Raw genomic sequence first — 21,344 nt, 5'->3', positions numbered from 1 at the left:
ACAGGCCTTTCGTTTGAGGTGTATCTTAAAATCAAGCGTAATTATGACTATTTTTCGCCCATAGGGGGGAGACAATTGTGATTCAAACGAAACAAATAGGCTTGCAAGAAGTTCTTAGTGCAGCCATTAAGCGTGCAACTGATGAAAAAATATTGGTTAGCTTCGTAAAACAAATAGACTGGATAGATCCGCTTCTGTTTTATGCAGCAGGAAAAAGGATCTCATTCGAAAATAGATGTTATTTTGCAGACCCAGCTCAGCATGTAATATTTGCTGGAATTGGCTCTGTTTTCACTATAGCAACTTCTTCTCACAAACGCTTTCAAACGGCTCGTGACGAGTGGGATAAAGTAAAAGAGAAAGCATTTGTACAAAGAGGAAGATACGAATTTGGGACAGGTCCTCTTTTATTTGGTGGATTTTCATTTGACCAAGAAAAAGAGAAAACCGACTTATGGAAAGAATTTGATGATACGACATTTTCACTACCAGCATTTTTATTAACTGTAAAAAATGAAAAAGCATGGTTAACAATGAATACATTCGTTTCAGCAACTGATTGTGCAGAAACTCTTTATAACGAAATTGTTTCTTTAGAAGAGAAAATTTTTGGGGAGAGTAAATGTGCACTAGAGGGATCGAAATTAACAGTTACTTCTAAAGTAGAAGTAGATCCGAAAGGCTGGATGAAGGCCATTGAGACAGTGCAAGATGAGATGAAGCAGGGGAACGTGCAGAAGGTTGTATTAGCGAGGGAGCTAAAAGTAGAAATGGATCATCATATTGATTCTGCTCTTGTTTTAGAAGCGCTTCGCATTGGGCAACCGGATTGTTACGTATTTTCTTTTGATTATAAAGGAGCATGCTTCTTAGGAGCGACGCCAGAGAGGTTAATACGCAAAGAAGATGAGAAATTTACTTCGATGTGTCTTGCTGGTTCAACTGGTCATGGTCAATCTATAGAAGAAAGTAAACGAAATAGTAATGCGCTTCTTCATGATGAAAAGAATTTAGCTGAACACGGTTATGTTGTGAACATGATTCGAGGAGTGCTAAATGAGCACTGCGAATCCGTTAATATTCCGGAAAGTCCGGGCTTATTAACAACGAAAAACTTAATTCATTTATATACGCCTGTAGAGGCAAACGGCGATGCGAGTCTTTTAACAATGGTAGAAGAATTACACCCAACACCAGCTCTTGGCGGGACACCTCGTTTGGAAGCGATGAAACTGATTCGTGATGTTGAATTGTTAGACAGAGGGTTATATGGTGCACCGATTGGCTGGATAGATGATGAAGGAAATGGTGAATTTGCGGTTGCACTTCGCTGCGGATTATTAAATGGCGCGAAAGCATCCTTATTTGCCGGATGCGGGATTGTAATTGATTCAGTACCGCAACTTGAATATGAAGAAACAAGCTTGAAGTTTAGACCGATGCTTGGTGCTTTGGAGGAATTAATGAAATGAACAATCATATAGAAGCATTATCATATTATTTAGGCGCGTTCGTGGATGAACTGACGCGTCTAAATGTATGTGATGTTGTCATTAGTCCAGGCTCACGGTCAACACCGATTGCTCTACTAATGGAACAACATGAAGGAATGAACACATATTTACATGTAGATGAAAGATCAGCAGGATTTTTTGCGCTCGGTATCGCAAAAGCAAAAAAACGCCCTGTTGCATTATTATGTACGTCAGGAACGGCAGCAGCGAACTACTATCCAGCTGTATGTGAAGCTTTTCATTCACGAGTGCCGCTTATCGTCTTAACGGCAGATAGACCGCATGAATTAAGAGATGTTGGTGCACCACAAGCGATGAATCAATTCAATTTATACGGTACATTTGTGAAGCAATTTACAGAGATGGCACTTCCAGAAGCGAGTGAAGCGATGTATCATTATGCTCGCATGACGACGCAGCGCACGATAGCAAGCGCACTTCTAGCGCCGCAAGGACCTGTTCATCTTAATTTTCCAGTTCGCGAGCCGCTTATCCCAGATTTCTCATTAGAAAGTTTATGGGATAAAGGACGCGGGGAATATACAGGAGTAGTTCAGCAAGGGAACGTGATGATGCCGAGTGAATATGTAGATTCTCTTGTAGGGCGCCTTTCACATATGGAAAAGGGGCTTATTATTTGTGGAGATGATAGTCATTCAGAAATCGCAGCGTTTGCGGCAGAACTAGCTGAAAAAACGGGATATCCAATATTAGCGGATCCACTTTCGAACATTCGTAGCGGACATCACGATAAAACGATGGTAATCGACTGTTACGATACATTTTTACGAAATGAATTGTTAAAAGAAACGTGGAAGCCAGAAGTTATAATTCGCTTTGGTGGTATGCCTGTTTCTAAAGCATTAACGCAGTTCATTAAAAAACAGAAGAAAGCCGTTCATATCGTTGTTGAAGAATCTGGCCAATGGAGAGACCCAGCTCTCGTTGCGACAGAAGTTGTACAGGCAAGTGATACTGCATTTTGCAAGGCACTAATAGAAAAAATACCAGCTATGAAACAGAATGATTGGTTCGGAATGTGGCAACATATAAACGAAAAAACGAAGGAAACGCTTCGTGAAATGGAAACATATGAAACTGCATTTGAAGGGAAAGTTATTACGGATATCGTCCGCGTACTACCAGAAGGGGCAACATTATTCGCGAGTAATAGTATGCCAATTCGTGATACAGATTCATTCTTCTTCACATCAGATAAAAATATTCAAGTGATGGCAAACCGTGGTGTAAATGGGATTGATGGAATCATTTCGACAGCTTTAGGAGCGAGTATTATTTGCGATCCGCTCGTATTAGTTATTGGTGATTTATCATTTTATCACGATTTAAACGGATTATTAGCCGCAAAATTACATGAATTAAATATAACGATTGTCGTTGTAAACAATGATGGTGGCGGTATTTTCTCATTCTTACCACAATATGAGAAAAAGGAACATTTCGAATCATTATTTGGAACGCCAATTGGACTTGATTACGAGCATGTTGTCAAAATGTATGGCGGTTCATTTAGCCGTGTAAATGGTTGGGAGCAATTCCGAGAAGAGGTGCAAAAGGGAACGACGAAGGAAGGTTTATACGTTGTAGAAATTTGTACGAACCGTGATGAAAACTTAATATTGCACCGTAAATTGTGGGCGAAAACGCAGGACATAATTACTGCATCGTTGCAAGGTGAATCAAAATGAACGTAACGCTGCAAGGTGTATCGTATGAATATGAAGTAGTTGGAAGCGGGGAACCACTTCTACTTCTTCATGGTTTTACGGGAAGCATGGAAACGTGGCGTTCCTTCGTTCCTTCTTGGAGTGAACAGTTTCAAGTCATTTTAGTAGATATTGTGGGGCACGGAAAAACGGAAAGTCCTGAAGATGTAACTCACTATGATATTCGAAATGCAGCATTGCAAATGAAAGAACTACTAGATTATCTTCATATTGAAAAAGCACACATACTTGGCTATTCAATGGGCGGTAGACTGGCGATTACGATGGCATGTCTATATCCAGAGTATGTGCATTCCCTTTTATTAGAAAATTGTACAGCTGGACTCAAAAGTGAAGATGAGAGAGAAGAACGTCGTGTAAAAGATGAGCGACTTGCCAATAAAATTGAGCGAGAAGGCATCAATAGTTTTGTAACGATGTGGGAAAATATTCCGCTGTTTGAAACGCAAAAATGTTTAGCACAAAACGTACAAGAAGCAGTGCGAAAAGAAAGACTTGCTAACAATCCAAAAGGACTTGCAAATAGCTTGCGCGGCATGGGAACAGGGGCTCAGCTTTCATGGTGGAACGAGCTGCAAAACTTAAAAATGCCTGTTCTTTTAATGAACGGGGAGTATGATGAAAAGTTCTTTCGCATATTAAAAAACATCGAAAAATGCGTCTCTGACGCGAAATTTGTCAAAATTGATGGTGCTGGCCATGCAATTCATGTGGAACAACCGGAAAAGTTTGATACAATAGTAAAGGGATTTCTAAAAACTATGCAGTGATGCTTTTTCATCTAAGAAGGAAGCTACACTTATAGAGGAGATCAGAAATATACAAGGAGGTAGTTGTAATGGCTATTGAATGGGTAAAAGAAGGCAATTACGAAGATATTATTTATTCAACATACAATGGTATCGCAAAGATTTCGATTAACCGTCCTGAAGTACATAACGCATTCCGTCCTAAAACGGTAATGGAGTTAATCAACGCTTTTGCACACGCTCGTGATGATGCAAATGTTGGCGTTATCATTTTAACAGGTGAAGGTGGACGTGCATTCTGTTCTGGCGGCGACCAAAAAGTTCGCGGTCATGGTGGATATGTAGGTGACGACCAAATCCCTCGTTTAAACGTATTAGACTTACAACGTCTAATTCGCGCAATTCCTAAACCAGTTATTGCAATGGTAGCAGGTTATGCAATCGGTGGTGGACACGTACTTCATATCGTATGTGACTTAACAATCGCTGCAGACAATGCTGTATTTGGACAAACAGGTCCTAAAGTAGGAAGCTTTGACGGTGGATACGGAGCTGGTTACTTAGCTCGTATGGTAGGCCATAAGAAAGCTCGCGAAATTTGGTACCTATGCCGTCAATACAGCGCACAAGAAGCGCTTGATATGGGCTTAGTAAACACAGTAGTACCATTAGAAGAGCTTGAAGCAGAAACAGTACAATGGGCACAAGAAATCTTAGCAAACAGCCCAATGGCACTTCGTTTCCTAAAAGCTGCATTCAACGCAGACACAGACGGTCTAGCTGGTATTCAACAACTAGCTGGAGATGCAACGTTATTGTACTACACAACTGACGAAGCAAAAGAAGGTCGCGACGCGTTCAAAGAAAAACGCAGTCCGGACTTCGGTCAATTCCCTCGTTTCCCGTGATCAAATCAAAAGCGGAGCCGACTGTTTAGCCTCGTAGGCTAAGGTTCTTTCGCACAGAAAGTGTTTTTTACTTTCTCGGGCGGAAGGTTCTTAGACGGAAGGGGCTAGGAGGCGCAGCTAGATGAGATCAAACCGGAAACAAAACAACTAAGAGACTTGATGTCATATCAAGTCTCTTTCTTTCATGAAAGGAGAATGGATAATGGAGACGATGCCAAATTGGTTAATGCAACGTGCATTTTTAACACCAGATCGCATTGCAATTGAAATAGAGGAAGAGAAAGTTACTTTTATGCAGCTGCATGAAAAAGTAGTATCTGTTTGTGAACACCTCACACATGTAGGAGTGAAGCGTGGGCAAAAGGTGGCTGTTCTGATGAAAAATGGTATGGAGATGATTACAGTTATTCACGCCCTATCTTACGTAGGTGCAGTAGCTGTGCTTTTAAATACGCGTCTTTCAAGAGAAGAGCTACTTTGGCAAATGGATGATGCTGAAGTTGTATGCTTAGTGACGGATCAAGATTTCGAGCCTAAAGATGTTCCTGTATATTCATTTGCCGAAGTGATGAATGGATCGAAGGCGGAAGCCTCTATACAAGAAGAATTCTCTTTAGAAAAAGCAATGACAATTATTTATACGTCAGGGACGACAGGGAAGCCGAAAGGCGTTATTTTAACGTACGGCAATCACTGGGCAAGCGCGGTTGGTTCTTCGCTTAATTTAGGGCTTCGTGATGATGATTGCTGGTTAGCTTGTATGCCGATGTTCCACGTTGGCGGGTTATCTCTTTTAATGAAAAATGTTATGTACGGAATGCGTATTTTACTCGTTCCGAAATATGATGCTGATTTTATTCATAAAGCACTTCAAACGAGAGGTGTTACGATCATTTCTGTCGTTTCTAAAATGTTAACTGATTTATTAGAGAGACTTGGAGGAGAGACATATCCATCTTCTTTACGATGCATGTTACTTGGCGGAGGACCAGCCCCGAAACCACTACTAGAAACGTGTGTAGATAAAGGAATTCCTGTGTATCAAACGTACGGTATGACAGAAACGTCGTCGCAAATTTGTACGTTATCCGCAGATTACATGTTAACGAAAGTAGGATCAGCCGGGAAACCACTATTTCAGTGCCAACTTCGTATTGAAAAAGATGGCGTAGTAGTGCCGCCGTTTACGGAAGGCGAGATCGCAGTAAAAGGACCGAACGTAACAGGCGGTTATTTTAATCGTGAAGATGCGACGCGCGAAACCATCCAAAACGGATGGCTTCATACTGGTGACCTCGGTTATTTAGACGAAGAAGGATTTTTATACGTATTAGACCGCCGCAGTGATTTAATTATTTCTGGCGGTGAAAATATATATCCGGCTCAAATTGAAGAAGTGTTGCTCTCTCATCCGATGGTAGCCGAAGCCGGTGTCGTCGGTATGACTGACGATAAATGGGGACAAGTACCCGCTGCTTTTGTTGTAAAAAGTGGAGAGGTAACAGAAGAAGAAATTCTGCATTTTTGCGAGGAGAAATTAGCGAAATATAAAGTGCCGAAGAAAGCATGTTTCTTAGAGGAATTACCACGAAACGCTTCGAAAAAATTGTTAAGACGAGAGTTAAGACAATTAGTGGAGGAGATGTAAGTGGAAATAAAAAAAGCGACACTTCATATAACGGAAATGCCACTCGTCATTCCGTTCGCTGCAAGCTACGGAACGTATGAAAAGCGTGAAAGTATCGTCATTGAATTAGAAGATACGGACGGATACATTGGATTTGGCGAAGTCGTTGCGTTCTCTGAACCGTGGTATACGGAAGAAACGGTGAAGACAGCGCTACATGTACTTCAAGATTTTTTAATACCGGATTTATTGAAAGCTGAAATTTCTCATCCGAATGAAATACCAGATTTGTTCAAGCATATAAAGAGAAACAGAATGGCAAAGGCCGGAATTGAAGGGGCTGTTTGGGGCTTATATGCAAAGCGTCAAAAGAAGTCATTAGCGGCATTACTTGGCGGAACTAGGACTGAAATTGAAGTTGGCGTTGTGATTGGTATCAATACAATTCCCGTCATGTTAAAACAAATTGAGAAGTATGCAGAAGAAGGGTACGAGCGTTTTAAAGTGAAAATAAAGCCAGAGCATGATTACGAATTATTGAAAGAAATTCGTAAAGAATTCCCGCATATCCCGTTAATGGCTGATGCAAATTCAGCCTATACATTAGCGGATACGGAGAAGTTGAAGCGATTAGATGAATTTCAATTGATGATGATTGAACAGCCGTTAGCGGATTACGATTTTCTGGATCATGCACAACTGCAAAAGAAAATTGAAACGCCAATTTGTTTAGACGAAAGCATACATAGTTTAGAAGACGCGCGCGTTGCGATTACGCTTGGTAGTTGCCGCATCGTTAATATTAAACCAGGGCGAGTGGGTGGATTAACAGAATCCATTCAAATTCATGATTACTGCATGGAGCATAACATACCAGTTTGGTGCGGTGGTATGGTAGAGATGGGGATTTCACGAGCACAAAATGTTGCGCTTGCTTCACTGCCAAACTTTACGATTCCAGGTGATATATCTGCCTCTAGCCGACATTGGGAGAAGGATATTATTTCGCCGGAAGTGATGCTTGAGGGCGGAAAGGTGATTGTACCGCAAAGTGTTGACACTGAGTATGAAGTAAATCGAGGAAGGCTGGCGGAAATCACGAAGCAGCGGATAGTTTTGGAGCGGTGAATTTAATCAGGATGGCCGCAAATAGCGGTAGGATTTTGTTGTTAATTGTCGGTAAGTCGATATAATTTCATTTACTAAGGTTACTCCCGTGAGTAACCTTTTCGTATTGTACAAATTGGATAGACTAGTTTACAATCGAGCGTATACAAGGGGGAGTAAAATGAAGAACATTTCAATTTTAATAGCGGATGATGAGGCAGAAATTGCTGATTTAATTGAGATACATTTAGAAAAAGAAGGTTACCACGTCGTGAAGGCAGCTGATGGAGAAGAGGCAATTCATGTTATTAAAACGCAGCCAATCGACTTAGTGGTTTTAGATATTATGATGCCAAAAATGGATGGTTATGAAGTGACGCGCCAAATTCGCGCGAAGCATCATATGCCAATCATTTTCTTAAGTGCGAAAACGTCTGATTTTGATAAGGTGACAGGTTTAGTATTAGGTGCAGATGATTATATGACGAAACCTTTTACACCGATTGAATTAGTTGCACGTGTAAATGCACAATTACGCCGATTTCTTACGTTAAATCAGCCGAAAGTAGCGGAGAATAAATCTGCTTTAGAGGTAGGCGGAGTTGTTATTGATCCTGAGCGAAGAACAGTAAATGTGTACGGAGAACAAGTTGAATTAACACCGAAAGAGTTTGATATTTTATATTTATTAGCGAGCCATCCGAAGAAAGTGTACAATGTGGAAAATATTTTTCAGCAAGTATGGGCTGAAGGTTATTATGAAAGTGGAAATACAGTTATGGTACATATTCGTACACTGCGGAAAAAACTTGGAGAAGATAAAAGAAAGAATAAGTTAATAAAAACAGTGTGGGGAGTAGGGTATACTTTCAATGGCTAAAAAGATGAGAAGCTTTCGCTCGAAGATGGTTATGCTATTTGCGTTAAGTATGATATTAGCTGGTGGGGTAACGTATATCATTTATGAAGGCTTACGGATCTACTATAAATTAGTCGTTCGTTTTGAAGATCCATTAGCCCAATTCCGTTCAATGATAAGACAAATTGGGGATGTTAATTTCTTTTTAATTATTTTTATCCCTCTGTCTATTATGTTTTTCTTCTTCCTTACTAGGCCTTATGTAAAATATTTTGATGAGATTTCAAACGGGATTCACCATTTGGCGAACGGAGATTTTACAAATGAAGTGCACGTTTCATCAAATGATGAGTTTGGATATATCGCACGTGAAATAAATGTAGCGAGTGAAAAATTAAAGGAAGCAGTGGAACGAGGAGACTTTGCGGAAAGTAGTAAAGACCAGCTTATTGTTAACTTAGCTCACGATTTAAGAACGCCGTTAACATCTGTTTTAGGTTATTTAGATTTAATTCTTAAAGATGAAAATTTGACGAAAGAACAAATTAAACATTTTTCCACAATCGCTTTTACGAAATCCGAAAGGCTGGAAAGTTTAATTGATGAATTATTTGAAATTACGAGAATGAATTATGGGATGTTGCAGCTGGACAAAAGACCAATTGATATAAGTGAATTGCTTATACAGTTAGAGGAAGAATTGTATCCGTTATTAGAGAAAAAGGGTTTAGAAGCGAGATTGAACATGGATTCTTATTTACCTATTAGCGGTGATGGAAAATTATTAGCGAGGGTATTTGAAAATCTTTTAACGAACGCGATTCGTTACGGGTATGATGGAAAGTTTGTCGATGTGAACGCATATATTGAGAGTGAAGAGGTAGTCGTACAAATTATTAATTACGGAGATAGCATTCCGGAAGAAGATTTACCGTATCTTTTTGATATGTTTTATACAGGTGATAAAGCAAGGTCAGAGCAACAAGGTAGTACAGGCCTTGGTTTATTTATCGCGAAAAATATTGTTGAACAGCATGATGGGAAGATTTCTGCTGAAAGTAATGTAATTAGAACGATATTTGAAGTAAGATTACCAAAAGAAGAAAGCTAAGCAATTTAATAAAAATTTAAACTTTACCCCACTTTTTATTTTAATAGTTTTTTCTATTCTATACGTAAGTCACGTTAAGGAGGAACTAGAAATGAAAAAGTGGGTATTTATTTCTCTTTTTATATTATGTACAGTCTGTGTAGGCTTTTATATATCACCGTTATTTCAAAAGGAGATCGATGTTAAAATTGCGGGAAAAGATAATAAGGTAAAATCGGCGAATATTGAAAAGCTAGAGGTTACAAAAGAACAAGTTTATAAAGGTAATCTATTATTAGTTAATAAAGATTACCCCGTTAAAAAAGATAGTATTAGATCCGATATTATAAATGTAAATCACAATAGTGAATTAGTAAGAGGCTATGTGATATTTGATAGAAATCTTCGTTTATCAAAGGATGTTGTGAGCAAGTTTTTGAACGTTGTCGATGCAGCTGGGAAAGATGGTGTACAGCATTTTTTAATGAATAGCGGATATCGAGATTTTAATGAGCAAGAAAAGTTATATGAAAAAATGGGCTCTGATTATGCACTTCCAGCAGGATATAGTGAACATAATTTAGGATTATCACTGGATGTTGGATCTACGCAAAAGAAGATGGAGAGAGCCCCTGAAGGAAAGTGGATTGAAGAGAACGTATGGAAGCATGGCTTTGTTTTACGTTATCCGAAAAATAAAAGTCATATTACAGGCATTCAATATGAGCCGTGGCATATACGTTATGTCGGATTACCTCATAGTGCGATTATGCAAAAAGAGAAAATTACATTAGAGGAATATTTGGACTTCTTAAAAGAGAAAAAAGAAATCACAACCGATGTGGAAGGTAAGAAATATACGGTTTCTTATTATAAAGTGTCCGGGAATAGGAAAGTGAATGTTCCAGCGGATAAGCAGTATGAAATTTCGGGCAACAATATGGATGGGGTTATTGTGACGGTTCAGGAATAGATCATTTTGATTCTCCCATGCGGGAGAATCAAAATAGAGGAACAGGTACAAATTTTTATATGACTAGGATTGTAATTAACATATTTTCAATGAAGTTTAGTCAGAGTAAAAAAAGTCGGAGCCTCATCAACATTCTTCAGCCATATATACTCCTGACTATGTAAGCTATCCTTCACCCAGACATCGCCTTTATATTCATTTGTTTTCTTGCGAAGCCAAGTAAGATAAGGGCGAATAACTTGAGGGTCTTCATCACGTTCATTCTGTTTTGGGAACGAGATTTGTTTCTGTTCTTCTGTTTTTATATTGATCATATAAAGTGTTGTAAGCATCGTCGGAACAAGGCCTTCTTTCCATGCCTTATTTTCTTTTACACGAGCCACAACCACTTTGTTTGGTGAAAACCATTCTAAATCAAGGTCTACATAACCGACAGGTGTGTAGACCTTTTGTTGTTTTGCTATTACCATGTCTGCAACTGTAAATTTTTTATTTTCTACAAAAAATCTTCCTTCTCCTGAAATATAGGCCAGTTGATTGGCTGATGGAGCCCACTTCATCCAGTCTTTGAACCATAGCATGTTACCAATCGTTCGAAAGTGTTTCCCTTTTGATGAGATAACACATAATGTATTGCTATCCATTGCTAAGGAGGCAGTAGGACTAGCCAAAAAACTAAGCCACTTTCCATCAGAACTCCACTTGAAATAGTTAGTGTTAATCGCAAATAAATCAGTTTCATTTGTTTGAATCGTATAAAAAGGCTTTATTTTATCTTTAGAAAGATTTGCATCGACTGGTATTTTATAAAGTGGAATCTTGCCCCATCCGGTCGGACGCAAGCAGGATTGTGAGGAGACGATAAATTCCTTTCCGTTCGGGAACCATTCGAAATCACTAACCCCAAGTGATACATTTTCAAAATCTTGTGGGCGACCGTTTTTAATTTTTGTAACGTTTAATAAACCTTGATCAGTGTAAGCCAATTGATTTTTGTTTGGTGACCACTTAAAGTCAGATGTTACGACTCTTACATAAGGCTGATAGTTTATTTTATCTTCCGTATCATAGATGAATAAGTTAGATTCTTTACCCGCTTCATCACTATCAATATAGCCAATAAACCTACCGTCATAAGACCATTTTGGAGAATACACATATCGATTTTTTGTGAGTTGTATTTCTTGATTTCCTGTCTTTATCCATAGCTGATGGTCCCGGATAAATGCAGCCGTGAGTGATGGAGGGGCTGCGCTAACCGTTGTTGATATAGACAAAGTAATTAAAATTATAAATAATAAAATTTGAAATCCCATGAATATCCCTCCTGCTTATAGGTTGTCCGAATATGTAATGGAAACTCTCATTTTAATATAAAATCAAACATTATAACGTTATATTTACTTCTCCCTTTTTTTGTGTTACGCTAAACGTGTGAAAGAGATATAAAATGAAACTTTAATGTAAGCGTATTCTTATGGCTTCTTATAGAAAAGGGTGGAAATACAATGACAGAACGATTCGTACTACGTAATGTGAAACGTGTGAACGGGGAAGAGATTGACATTGTAATTGAAAATAATAAAATCGCAGAGGTGACGAAAGCTGGTTCTGGCAGGGGTGGGAAGGTTCTTGATTACTCGGGTACGTACGTATCGAGTGGCTGGATTGATTTACACGTTCATGCTTTTCCAGAGTTTGATCCGTATGGCGATGAGGTGGATGAAATTGGCGTTAAGCAAGGGGTAACGACAATTGTTGATGCGGGTAGCTGCGGAGCTGATCGCATTGCAGATTTAGTAAAAAGTAGAGAGCAGGCAAAAACGAATTTATTTGCCTTTTTAAATATTTCTCGCATCGGTTTGAAACGAATTGATGAATTATCCAATATGGAATGGATAGATAAAGAGAAAGTAATAGAATCAGTAGAAAAGTATAAAGATGTAATCGTTGGGGTAAAGGCGAGAATGAGTAAAAGTGTCGTTTGTGACAGCGGAATTGAACCGCTTCATGTTGCACGCTCTTTATCTCGTGAAACATCATTGCCGATTATGGTACATATCGGTTCAGCCCCCCCTCGCATTGAGGAAGTTGTACCTCTTTTAGAAAAAGATGATGTGATTACACATTACTTAAACGGGAAAGAAAATAATTTATTTGATGAAGAAGGCAAACCGCTACCTGTATTACTAGATGCAGCGAAGCGCGGTGTTCATTTAGATGTTGGTCACGGCAATGCTAGTTTTTCTTTTAAAGTAGCAGAAGCGGCGAAGCGTCACGGCATTGCCTTTAATACAATTAGTACAGACATTTACCGGAAGAATCGTATAGACGGTCCAGTGTATAGTATGGCTCACGTTCTTTCGAAATTCCTTTACTTAGGGTATCCGCTAGAAGAAGTAATAAATGCGGTGACGAAAAATGCGGCAGAGTGGCTGAAGAAACCAGAGCTTGGCCGTATTCAAGAAGGCGATATTGCAAACTTAACTTTATTTACGGTGAAAGATGAACCGATTACGTTAATTGATTCAGAAGGGGATCAGCGCATTGCTGAAAGAAGAATTGATACGAAAGGGGTTGTAATCAATGGGTCATTCATTGAATGCTAAGTACGGATTAAAAAGAGTGATTAATGCGAGCGGTAGAATGAGTATTTTAGGTGTATCCGCTCCTACAGATACAGTTATGGATGCGATGAAACATGGTGGACAAAATTATGTGGAAATTGCTGATTTAGTAGATAAAGCGGGAGACCATATTGCGAGAATTCTAGATTCAGAGGCAGCAGTTGTTGTAAATTCAGCATCAAGCGGAATTGCGCTTTCTATCGCTGGTATCGTTACAGAAGGAAACCGTCGTAAAAGTGAAAGACTTCATCAAGAGGTCATCGCGAAAAACGAAGTGATTATGTTAAAAGGTCATAACGTTCAATATGGTGCTCCTGTTGAAACGATGATTTATTTAGGCGGCGGTAAGCTTGTTGAAGTGGGTTACGCAAATGAAGGGAAAGCAGAGCATATTGAAGATGCGATTGGTGAAAATACAGCAGCGATTCTATATGTGAAATCCCATCATGCCGTGCAAAAAAATATGATTTCTGTTGAAGAAGCATGGGAAGTTGCGCAGCGAAATAACGTACCACTTATCGTCGATGCGGCAGCTGAAGAGGATATTCAAAAGTATGTGAAGTATGCAGACCTTGCCATTTATAGCGGTTCAAAGGCAATTGAAGGACCTACTTCTGGTATTGTCGGCGGTAAACGAAAATATATCGAGTGGCTGAAAGTACAATTACATTGCATCGGAAGAAGTATGAAAGTTGGGAAAGAAACGACTTTCGGTTTACTTCAAGCGCTGGATGAGTACGGAGTAAAAGAAGATAAGAGCCAGCAAGAAAAAGAGTTATTACAAGTACTTATGCCGCTAAAAGAATTAAATGGTGTAAATGTAACGATCGTTCAAGATGAAGCAGGAAGAGCAATCTTTAGAGCGCGTATTCATATTAACGAGAAAGAGTTAAATAAATCAGCAAAAGACGTTGTAACAGCATTACGCGAAGGGGAAATCGCAATTTACACACGTGATTATGGAGTAAGACAAGGATTCTTTGACATTGACCCACGTCCACTTCAAGGTGATGACATACATGTAATTGAAGAAAAAATGAGAGAAATCGTAGGGGGAAACTAAAATGACAAACATTCAAAAACGTTTTTATAAAGGCCGTGTAGCATTAAATGTATTAGCAAACAATATCGAAAATGCAAAAGACATTTTTGAAGCGGCAGAAGGTTATGTAGTAGTGGGAGTGTTATCAAAAGACTATCCAACAGTAGAAGAAGCAGTAACTGCAATGAAAGCATACGGAAAAGAAATTGATGACGCTGTATCAATAGGACTAGGAGCAGGAGATAATCGCCAAGCGGCAGTTGTAGCTGAAATTGCGAAGCATTATCCTGGTAGTCATATTAACCAAGTGTTCCCTTCAGTTGGAGCGACACGTGCAAACCTTGGCGGAAAAGATAGCTGGATTAATAGTTTAGTATCACCAACAGGAAAAGTAGGGTACGTAAATATTTCTACTGGTCCAATTAGTGCAGCTGGAGAAGAAAAAGCAATCGTTCCAATTAAAACAGCAATCGCACTTGTACGTGATATGGGCGGAAATTCATTGAAATACTTCCCAATGAAAGGATTAGCGCATGAAGAAGAATATCGCGCAGTTGCGAAAGCATGTGCGGAAGAAGGCTTTGCATTAGAGCCAACAGGCGGAATTGATAAAGAAAACTTTGAAACAATTGTACGTATCGCATTAGATGCAAATGTAGAGCAAGTTATCCCGCACGTGTACTCTTCTATTATTGATAAAGAAACTGGTAATACGAAAACAGAAGATGTTCGTGAGTTATTAGCGGTAGTGAAGAAGCTAGTTGATCAATATGCGTAAGAAAATTGCAGCATTTGGCGAAGTAATGATGCGCCTGCAAGTACCAGGATATGAATTGTTGTCACAAGCTAACACATTAAATTACTCATTTTCTGGTACAGGTGTGAATGTTGCAGCAGCGCTTTCTCATCTAGGGCATGAAGGGTTTCTTATTTCAACTTTACCGGAAAACTCGATTGGAGATGCTGCGGTATCGCACATTCAAAAATTAGGCATTCAGGCACCGTTTATTTCAAGAGGCGGTAAATATGTTGGCATGTACTTTTTAGAAAATGGATTTGGAGCACGTGCAAGCCGCGTTACATATTCAAATCGATTAGAAAGTAGCTTTAATACGGCATGTGAAGAGATGTATCAATTTGAAGAAATCGCCAAGGAAATTGATATCGTTCATTTTTGCGGCATTACACTTGCGATGAATGATACGGTGCGCCATCATATGAAATCTTTAGCGAAAGCAGTTAAAGAAAGCGGAGGCACTGTCGTTTTTGATTGCAATTATCGTCCATCTCTTTGGGGAGAGGATGGATATGAGCAGGCGAAACCGCATTATGAAGAAATGCTAGCTCTTGCTGATATCGTTATGATGAATGAAAAAGATGCAATGTTCGTTCTTGGAATGAAAACAGAAGAGACAGAGCGAGAGGCGCAACTTGTTGATCTTATTCCGAAAGTGGCTGAAACATATCATATTGCTACAATTGCTGGTACACATCGCTCTATTAATAGCGATAATACACACTCGCTTCGCGGGTTTATATGTAAAGATGGTGCGTTCACTTTTGCAAAAACACTTACGTTTTCTGTATATGATAGAATAGGTGCTGGAGATGCTTATACGACCGGGATTATTCATGGCGAGATAGAAGAGTTTGCACCAGAGAAAGCTGTTTCATTTGCGTCAGCAGCTGGAATGCTTGCACATACAATCGTCGGTGATACGCCAATGTCATCAGAGAAGGATATACTTCGGGCAATGACGGCATCAGTAGGTGATGTAGAAAGGTAGTGGGTGTAACGGTGAACGTAACGAGGAAAAAAGGACCATTATATTTACAAATAAAAAATATTATTCGTGATCGAATATTGCATGGTGTATATGCGATTCATACGAATATTCCTTCCGAACCGCAGTTAGAAGAAGAGTTCAAAGTGAGTAAAATTACAGTGCGTAATGCGATTAAAGAACTTGCTCAAGAAGGATATTTGGAAAAGAAAAGCGGTAAAGGAACGAAAGTCATCCGTAATACTTCTGCGACAAAGTTGTCAAAGGGAAAGAAATTTACAGAAGTGTTAGTGGAAGAAGGATATAAAGTACAAAAGAAATTACTAAAAGCAGAAGTCGTTCATAATGAAGAAGGAACAGTGCCATTTCGATTATTCGGTAAGGAGAGTTTTCGTATCGAACGTTTATATACGTTAAATGATGCACCGTACATTCATTATACGCACTATTTCTCAGCACACATGGCAAGTACAGATTTATCGGACTTTGATTTACAATCGCTTTATGATTTAGTTGAAGACCGAGGTATACATTTAGAAAACTTCAGAGATGAATTCGCAGTTGGACTCGCGCCTAGTTTCGTTGCAGAAGCGTTAGGTGAAACAGAGGGGACAGCGCTATTAAAACGTATGCGTTATTCTTACGATGAAGTTGGCGAAGTAATTGAATATAGCGAAGGCTACTACAACACAGAAATGCAGCATTATGTAGTGAATTATGACGTATAAAAAGAGGGGATTCGCCCTCTTTTTTTATAAAGTGAAACTTTAATTGGGTTCATCCCGCACCAATTAGGTGTTTACTGTCCACAAATACGGGGAAAAGTAAGGGGAATGAGAGATGGATATATACTTATTAATCGTCACGTTACTTGCAATCGCAATTGTTATTTTAGGGGTATCATGGTGGAAATGGCATGCATTTATTAGTTTAACAGTTGCGAGTTTATTTTTAGCCATCATGTCTGGACTGAATTTAACGAAAATAGTGACCGCCTATGAAACTGGTGTTGGTAGTGTACTAGGGCATTTAGTTGGTATTTTAGCTCTCGGAACAATTTTAGGAAAAATGATGTCCGATTCAGGGGCCGGCATGCAAGTGGCAGATTTCTTTATTCGATTTTTCGGTGTGAAGAAACTACCTTGGGCTATGTTATTTGCAGGATTTGTTATAGGGATTCCGGTATTTTTTGAAGTGGGGATTGTCATTTTATTACCACTTGTTATTTCCATTCGAAAAACGACGAAGCAAAATATATTATTAATTGCGTTACCTGTTATTGCTGGATTATCTATTGTGCATGGGCTCGTACCGCCACATCCAGGGGCGATGACAGCAATCGGTATTTATAACGCGAACTTAGGAAAGGTACTTTTATATTCATTAATTATCGCGTTACCAACAGCCATTATCGCAGGACCTATATTTGCAAAGTGGGTACATAAAAGGGTTATACCTGAAAATGAACCAGAGCTTGTTCGAGTTACGACAGTATCAACTGATTTACCAAGTCGTAAAGTTTCATTCTTTATTATTTTATTACCGGTTGTATTAATGATTTTATCAGTAGTTGCACCATATATTTCATTACCGAAAAAGATAACTGAATTTTTCGTATTTATAGGGAGCCCAGTAATTGCTTTACTTATTTCATGTTTCGCAGCGTTCTATTTACTTGGAATAAGACAAGGAATTAATAAAAAGATGATTAAAAAATTAACGGATGACAGTTTATTACCGGTCGGTTCCATTATTTTAATTATTGGTGCAGGCGGTGGATTTAAACAAATATTAATTGAAAGCGGCGTTGGAACAGCGATTGCCCAAATGGCAGAACATATAGCGTTATCACCAATTGTGTTAGCTTTTATGGTAGCTGGATTAATTCGAATTGCAACAGGTTCAGCGACAGTAGCATTAACGACAGCAGCAGGGATTGTTTCACCAGTTATTCAGCACATGTCAGGTGTAAATTTAGAATTGCTCGTTATAGCAACAGGTGCAGGATCATTAATGTTTTCTCACGTAAATGATGCAGGGTTTTGGCTTGTAAAAGAGTATTTAGGATTAACGGTGAAGGAAACGTTTAAAACGTGGACGGTACTTGAGACATTGTTATCATTTATTGCATTTGGCTTTGCGCTTTTATTAAATACTTTTATTTAGAAGATACCTTAATTGGTATCTTTTTTTGATGAAGCCCATTTCCAAAAACAAGCCCGTTTTTAGGTAAGCCAAGCTTCCTATTCGCCCTGAAAACATACTATAAATGGAATCCCCTCATTTAGAGCAAGGTGAACTTGTTATGAATGATACTAAAGGAGGAATAGAGTAATGAGCGAAAAGTGTGAACACAGACATGATGATTGTAACCGCAGAAACCATGGTTGCGGAGGCGGTTTTGCGCTTCTAATCGTATTGTTTATTTTATTAATTATCATCGGTGCTAGCTGCTTCGGCGGAGGCGGAGGCGGTTGTGGTTATGGTGGTTACGGCGGTTACGCAGGCGGCTATGGTGGATATTGCTGCTAATTTTTTAAAAACTATTGAAAATGGCCTTGTGCAATACGCACAAGGCCATTTTATTCATATTTTTATATGCTGTGATAATTTATTAATGTACAGAGAACGGATTAAGAAGAAGAAAATAATCTCGATAATCCCGAAAAAGGTGAGTACGATACATGTCTCTTTTAGTAAGGAGAAAGAAAACATGCTTTGTAAAAACTTAACCGCAAATAACGTGTGAACACCAGCAACGATATACGGAACAAAAAATAAAATTCCTAATTGAATGGTTGCAGAGCGAAACATTTCTAATTCAGTTAAGCCAAGCTTTGTAATCGTAATATACTTTTGTTTTTCAGTTGTTAAGTCATTATACATACGGAAATATAAGACACTAGCCGCACCGATAAAGAAGATAAAACCAAGAAATGCCCAAATAAAGAATTGAGCAACTGCATTTCCTTTACCGTAAATGAGTTCATCCGTAGCCGTATGTATGAAGAAAGGAACTTGAGCGTTCTCTTCTGTATGCTTTTCGTAGAACGCACGTGCATCACCACTAATAACGCGTAACATATTTCTGGTTGGAACTATTGCATTTTCCCAGTTTTCTACGAAGTAGTTATAGATTACGGTTGTTTCAATATGAGGAATCATATTATCAAATACATAATCTTGTACGACAGCTAAATGTGGGAATGCAAAGGATGGTTCTATTCCCTTATTAATAAACCCTTTAATATGAAATTCTTTTTTATTAGATCCGAGTGTAATCGTATTTTGCTTTGCAAATGGATTAGATACGAGATCGAGAAGTTCTGGTGAGTGGCGAGAAATAATATACACTTCTGCAGAATCGATTGTTATTTCCGGTCTTTTCAATTGTTGAGCGATTGCGTTATAATCGCTCATCTTCATAAGCATAATATCTTCTTTTGAAGCTGTATCTTTTAAGACTGTAAACTTATATTTGTTGTACTGAAAATTACTAGTTGTAAGCTCCGTTTCAATTGTAGAAATATGCTTTTGCTCAAGGGAATTGTCACCTTCTGATGTATAAGTGAAGGGGACGGGATATCGCTCTAGTACTGATGCCTTCGTATTGTTATTAGCGGCGAATAACCCAATAATAATTGTAAATGCAAGTGCAGATAGCATAGAAACGATAAAGAGTACGTTAATATTACTACGGGTACGAGCAACTAAGTCCGAAATCCATAACATATTTATTTGTTTCAAATAAAACTTTCTACGCTTCTTTAAAATATAGATAAAAAGAAGAAATGTTTGTGAAAAGAATAAATATGTCCCGACTACTACGAGTGGTAAAATAGATAACATAATAAAAAAGACAGATCCATTTTGCACATTTTTTTCCGTTACGTAGCCTCGCGGATAACCAGCGATATAATAGCATAGCCCTAAACAAATTAAAGCGAATAAAGAGATGAGTATAGATGGTCTTTTTTCAGCTGGCATTTTCTTGTTCCCTTTAATGAGGTGGGCTGTTTTTCGAGTACGAATAAACATTGGTGTAAACGTAGAAACGATTAAAAATAAAATGATAAACGTTACGGTTGTAACGATAATCGCCTCTGTTGGCCAATATAAATAAAGGCCTTTCGCACTTGTTAATTTCGAAGTGACTAATAAGAAAAAGTTAGAAAACACGAGGCCACCTTGTATACCGATAAAGATGGACAATATCCCGATCATCATGTTTTCAGTAAATAACAGTCTTTTTAATTGTCTCTGTGAGATACCGAGAATTGTGAGTATCCCGAATTGCTGCTTCCGTACATTTAAAAATGTTCCAATTGAATATAAGAGAAAGAAGAACGAGAACATAACAATCACAAGCTGTGCCGTACTAGCTAAGTTCATTAGAGGATCACGTTCTTGAAAGCTTTGTACACTCTGTAACCGCGGGTGATACGCGGTTACAGTAAATGAAAAGAAAACCATGATAGAAAACGCACTACTTACAAAGTAGGCGAAATATGCTTTCGAATTACGCGAGACATTTTTAAATGCGAATTGCCAAAATGTCATCCACGTCTCCCTCCTAATAATGCTAAAACATCTAATATTTCTTGATAAAATTTCTCGCGATATAGTCCGCGGTGTAGTTCGTTGTAAAGCTCACCATCTTTAATGAAAATGACGCGGTTACAATAACTTGCTGCAAATGGATCGTGCGTAACCATTAAAATTGTTGCATCTTCTTCTTTATTTAACTTCGTAAATAACTCCATTACATCGATCGCTGCTTTCGAATCTAAGTTTCCTGTTGGTTCATCGGCAAGTAGAAGTGACGGATGATGAATAACAGCACGTGCTACTGCGGTACGCTGTGCTTGGCCCCCAGAAACTTCAAAAATACGTTTGTCTAAAATATGATCAATGCCAAGCTTTTTTGAAATGTTATCAAGCTTTTCGTCCATTTCTTTTAATGGAACATTATCTAATGTTAAAGGTAGTACGATATTTTCACCGATTGTTAGTGTATCTAGTAGGTTAAAGTTTTGGAAAACAAATCCTAACTCTTGTCGGCGGAAAATAGCTAACTTCTCTCTACGAAATGTGTGCGGTTTTTTTCCGTTAATCACGACATCACCAGAAGTAGGTGAATCAATTGTAGAGATAACGTTTAAAAATGTAGATTTACCACTACCAGATGGTCCCATGATAGCGACAAATTCTCCTTTATCTACATGTAAATTTATATTTTTTAAAGCAGTATGAGGGACTTTTCCTTCATACACTTTTGAGACATTTTTTATGTGTAATACTTCTTCCATAGTAATC

At 38.5% G+C, this 21,344-nt stretch carries 19 protein-coding genes; 16 read left to right on the top strand and 3 right to left on the bottom strand.

Annotated elements, in window-relative coordinates; translation table 11 throughout:
* The first annotated feature begins 77 nt into the window (after positions 1-77).
* From MKX31_RS22310 to MKX31_RS22270, 9 genes are all read left to right on the top strand, one after another.
* Positions 78-1,472 carry an isochorismate synthase gene (locus tag MKX31_RS22310; protein ID WP_064474438.1) on the top strand — a complete coding sequence of 465 codons (1,395 nt, stop codon included), beginning with the start codon at positions 78-80 and terminating at the stop codon, positions 1,470-1,472.
* Entirely contained in the window at positions 1,469-3,223 is a 1,755-nt protein-coding gene (gene menD, locus MKX31_RS22305; RefSeq protein WP_064474439.1) for a 2-succinyl-5-enolpyruvyl-6-hydroxy-3-cyclohexene-1-carboxylic-acid synthase, read from the top strand. The genes MKX31_RS22310 and menD overlap by 4 nt, the downstream gene beginning before the upstream one ends.
* Entirely contained in the window at positions 3,220-4,032 is an 813-nt protein-coding gene (gene menH, locus MKX31_RS22300; RefSeq protein ID WP_064474440.1) for a 2-succinyl-6-hydroxy-2,4-cyclohexadiene-1-carboxylate synthase, read from the top strand. Before menD ends, menH begins: the two co-directional genes overlap by 4 nt.
* A 68-nt stretch (positions 4,033-4,100) precedes the next feature.
* A complete protein-coding gene (gene menB, locus MKX31_RS22295; RefSeq protein WP_000963888.1) occupies positions 4,101-4,919 on the top strand; it encodes a 1,4-dihydroxy-2-naphthoyl-CoA synthase in 819 nt (272 codons plus the stop codon).
* A gap of 202 nt (positions 4,920-5,121) precedes the next feature.
* A complete protein-coding gene (locus tag MKX31_RS22290; RefSeq protein ID WP_064474441.1) occupies positions 5,122-6,567 on the top strand; it encodes an o-succinylbenzoate--CoA ligase in 1,446 nt (481 codons plus the stop codon).
* Positions 6,568-7,674 (top strand): o-succinylbenzoate synthase, encoded by a 1,107-nt coding sequence (menC, locus tag MKX31_RS22285; RefSeq protein WP_098101784.1) that lies wholly within the window; start codon positions 6,568-6,570, stop codon positions 7,672-7,674. It abuts the gene before it with no gap.
* Between the two features lie 160 nt (positions 7,675-7,834).
* Positions 7,835-8,533: a response regulator transcription factor gene (locus MKX31_RS22280; protein ID WP_000790344.1), complete on the top strand. Its 699-nt coding sequence runs from the start codon at positions 7,835-7,837 to the stop codon at positions 8,531-8,533.
* On the top strand, positions 8,526-9,623 hold the full coding sequence (locus tag MKX31_RS22275; protein WP_064474443.1) for a HAMP domain-containing sensor histidine kinase: 1,098 nt from the start codon (positions 8,526-8,528) through the stop codon (positions 9,621-9,623). The genes MKX31_RS22280 and MKX31_RS22275 overlap by 8 nt, the downstream gene beginning before the upstream one ends.
* Positions 9,624-9,714: 91 nt before the next feature.
* Positions 9,715-10,575 (top strand): M15 family metallopeptidase, encoded by an 861-nt coding sequence (locus MKX31_RS22270; RefSeq protein WP_340981525.1) that lies wholly within the window; start codon positions 9,715-9,717, stop codon positions 10,573-10,575.
* A gap of 86 nt (positions 10,576-10,661) precedes the next feature.
* Here MKX31_RS22270 and MKX31_RS22265 read toward each other — a convergent pair whose 3' ends face one another.
* A complete protein-coding gene (locus MKX31_RS22265) occupies positions 10,662-11,891 on the bottom strand; it encodes a translocation protein TolB (protein WP_340981524.1) in 1,230 nt (409 codons plus the stop codon).
* Positions 11,892-12,083: 192 nt separating this feature from the next.
* On the opposite strand from MKX31_RS22265, the gene MKX31_RS22260 reads away from it, so the two are divergent.
* The 7 genes from MKX31_RS22260 to MKX31_RS22230 all read left to right on the top strand — a co-directional run bounded on the left by MKX31_RS22260 (position 12,084) and on the right by MKX31_RS22230 (position 18,560).
* On the top strand, positions 12,084-13,184 hold the full coding sequence (locus MKX31_RS22260; protein WP_340981523.1) for an amidohydrolase/deacetylase family metallohydrolase: 1,101 nt from the start codon (positions 12,084-12,086) through the stop codon (positions 13,182-13,184).
* Positions 13,162-14,265, top strand: coding sequence for a DgaE family pyridoxal phosphate-dependent ammonia lyase (locus tag MKX31_RS22255; RefSeq protein WP_098110804.1), 1,104 nt, complete (start codon positions 13,162-13,164; stop codon positions 14,263-14,265). The genes MKX31_RS22260 and MKX31_RS22255 overlap by 23 nt, the downstream gene beginning before the upstream one ends.
* 1 nt (position 14,266) lies before the next feature.
* A complete protein-coding gene (dagF, locus tag MKX31_RS22250) occupies positions 14,267-15,022 on the top strand; it encodes a 2-dehydro-3-deoxy-phosphogluconate aldolase (RefSeq protein ID WP_098850457.1) in 756 nt (251 codons plus the stop codon).
* Entirely contained in the window at positions 15,015-16,031 is a 1,017-nt protein-coding gene (locus MKX31_RS22245; RefSeq protein WP_340981521.1) for a sugar kinase, read from the top strand. Before dagF ends, MKX31_RS22245 begins: the two co-directional genes overlap by 8 nt.
* Entirely contained in the window at positions 16,031-16,756 is a 726-nt protein-coding gene (locus MKX31_RS22240; protein ID WP_098110801.1) for a GntR family transcriptional regulator, read from the top strand. The genes MKX31_RS22245 and MKX31_RS22240 overlap by 1 nt, the downstream gene beginning before the upstream one ends.
* A 112-nt stretch (positions 16,757-16,868) precedes the next feature.
* Positions 16,869-18,194: a gluconate permease GntP gene (gene gntP / locus MKX31_RS22235; protein WP_088047692.1), complete on the top strand. Its 1,326-nt coding sequence runs from the start codon at positions 16,869-16,871 to the stop codon at positions 18,192-18,194.
* Positions 18,195-18,362: 168 nt separating this feature from the next.
* Entirely contained in the window at positions 18,363-18,560 is a 198-nt protein-coding gene (locus MKX31_RS22230; RefSeq protein WP_064474452.1) for a YjcZ family sporulation protein, read from the top strand.
* A gap of 54 nt (positions 18,561-18,614) precedes the next feature.
* Here MKX31_RS22230 and MKX31_RS22225 read toward each other — a convergent pair whose 3' ends face one another.
* Together MKX31_RS22225 and MKX31_RS22220 are read right to left on the bottom strand one after the other, a co-directional pair.
* Complete coding sequence (locus MKX31_RS22225; RefSeq protein ID WP_340981520.1) at positions 18,615-20,588, bottom strand: ABC transporter permease; 1,974 nt, start codon at positions 20,586-20,588, stop codon at positions 18,615-18,617.
* The gene (locus MKX31_RS22220; RefSeq protein WP_000393250.1) at positions 20,585-21,337 is read right to left on the bottom strand and encodes an ABC transporter ATP-binding protein; all 753 of its coding nucleotides are present in this window, start codon (positions 21,335-21,337) and stop codon (positions 20,585-20,587) included. Before MKX31_RS22220 ends, MKX31_RS22225 begins: the two co-directional genes overlap by 4 nt.
* Positions 21,338-21,344: the final 7 nt, after the last annotated feature.

This window comes from Bacillus sp. FSL M8-0063 (genome assembly GCF_038005545.1).
Lineage (GTDB): Bacteria > Bacillota > Bacilli > Bacillales > Bacillaceae_G > Bacillus_A > Bacillus_A wiedmannii.
Note: the sequence above shows the minus strand (reverse complement) of the source record. Positions and strands in the feature narration are given on the sequence as shown.

Bases quoted from the DNA above. Each gene is read 5' to 3' on its own strand.
- MKX31_RS22230 (WP_064474452.1), top strand. From the start codon at position 18,363: ATGAGCGAAAAGTGTGAACACAGACATGATGATTGTAACCGCAGAAAC.
- MKX31_RS22265 (WP_340981524.1), bottom strand. From the start codon at position 11,891: ATGGGATTTCAAATTTTATTATTTATAATTTTAATTACTTTGTCTATA.
- dagF (WP_098850457.1), top strand. From the start codon at position 14,267: ATGACAAACATTCAAAAACGTTTTTATAAAGGCCGTGTAGCATTAAAT.
- MKX31_RS22225 (WP_340981520.1), bottom strand. From the start codon at position 20,588: ATGACATTTTGGCAATTCGCATTTAAAAATGTCTCGCGTAATTCGAAA.
- MKX31_RS22290 (WP_064474441.1), top strand. From the start codon at position 5,122: ATGGAGACGATGCCAAATTGGTTAATGCAACGTGCATTTTTAACACCA.
- MKX31_RS22270 (WP_340981525.1), top strand. From the start codon at position 9,715: ATGAAAAAGTGGGTATTTATTTCTCTTTTTATATTATGTACAGTCTGT.
- MKX31_RS22255 (WP_098110804.1), top strand. From the start codon at position 13,162: ATGGGTCATTCATTGAATGCTAAGTACGGATTAAAAAGAGTGATTAAT.
- MKX31_RS22245 (WP_340981521.1), top strand. From the start codon at position 15,015: ATGCGTAAGAAAATTGCAGCATTTGGCGAAGTAATGATGCGCCTGCAA.
- menB (WP_000963888.1), top strand. From the start codon at position 4,101: ATGGCTATTGAATGGGTAAAAGAAGGCAATTACGAAGATATTATTTAT.
- gntP (WP_088047692.1), top strand. From the start codon at position 16,869: ATGGATATATACTTATTAATCGTCACGTTACTTGCAATCGCAATTGTT.
- MKX31_RS22220 (WP_000393250.1), bottom strand. From the start codon at position 21,337: ATGGAAGAAGTATTACACATAAAAAATGTCTCAAAAGTGTATGAAGGA.
- MKX31_RS22275 (WP_064474443.1), top strand. From the start codon at position 8,526: ATGGCTAAAAAGATGAGAAGCTTTCGCTCGAAGATGGTTATGCTATTT.
- MKX31_RS22260 (WP_340981523.1), top strand. From the start codon at position 12,084: ATGACAGAACGATTCGTACTACGTAATGTGAAACGTGTGAACGGGGAA.
- menD (WP_064474439.1), top strand. From the start codon at position 1,469: ATGAACAATCATATAGAAGCATTATCATATTATTTAGGCGCGTTCGTG.
- menH (WP_064474440.1), top strand. From the start codon at position 3,220: ATGAACGTAACGCTGCAAGGTGTATCGTATGAATATGAAGTAGTTGGA.
- MKX31_RS22280 (WP_000790344.1), top strand. From the start codon at position 7,835: ATGAAGAACATTTCAATTTTAATAGCGGATGATGAGGCAGAAATTGCT.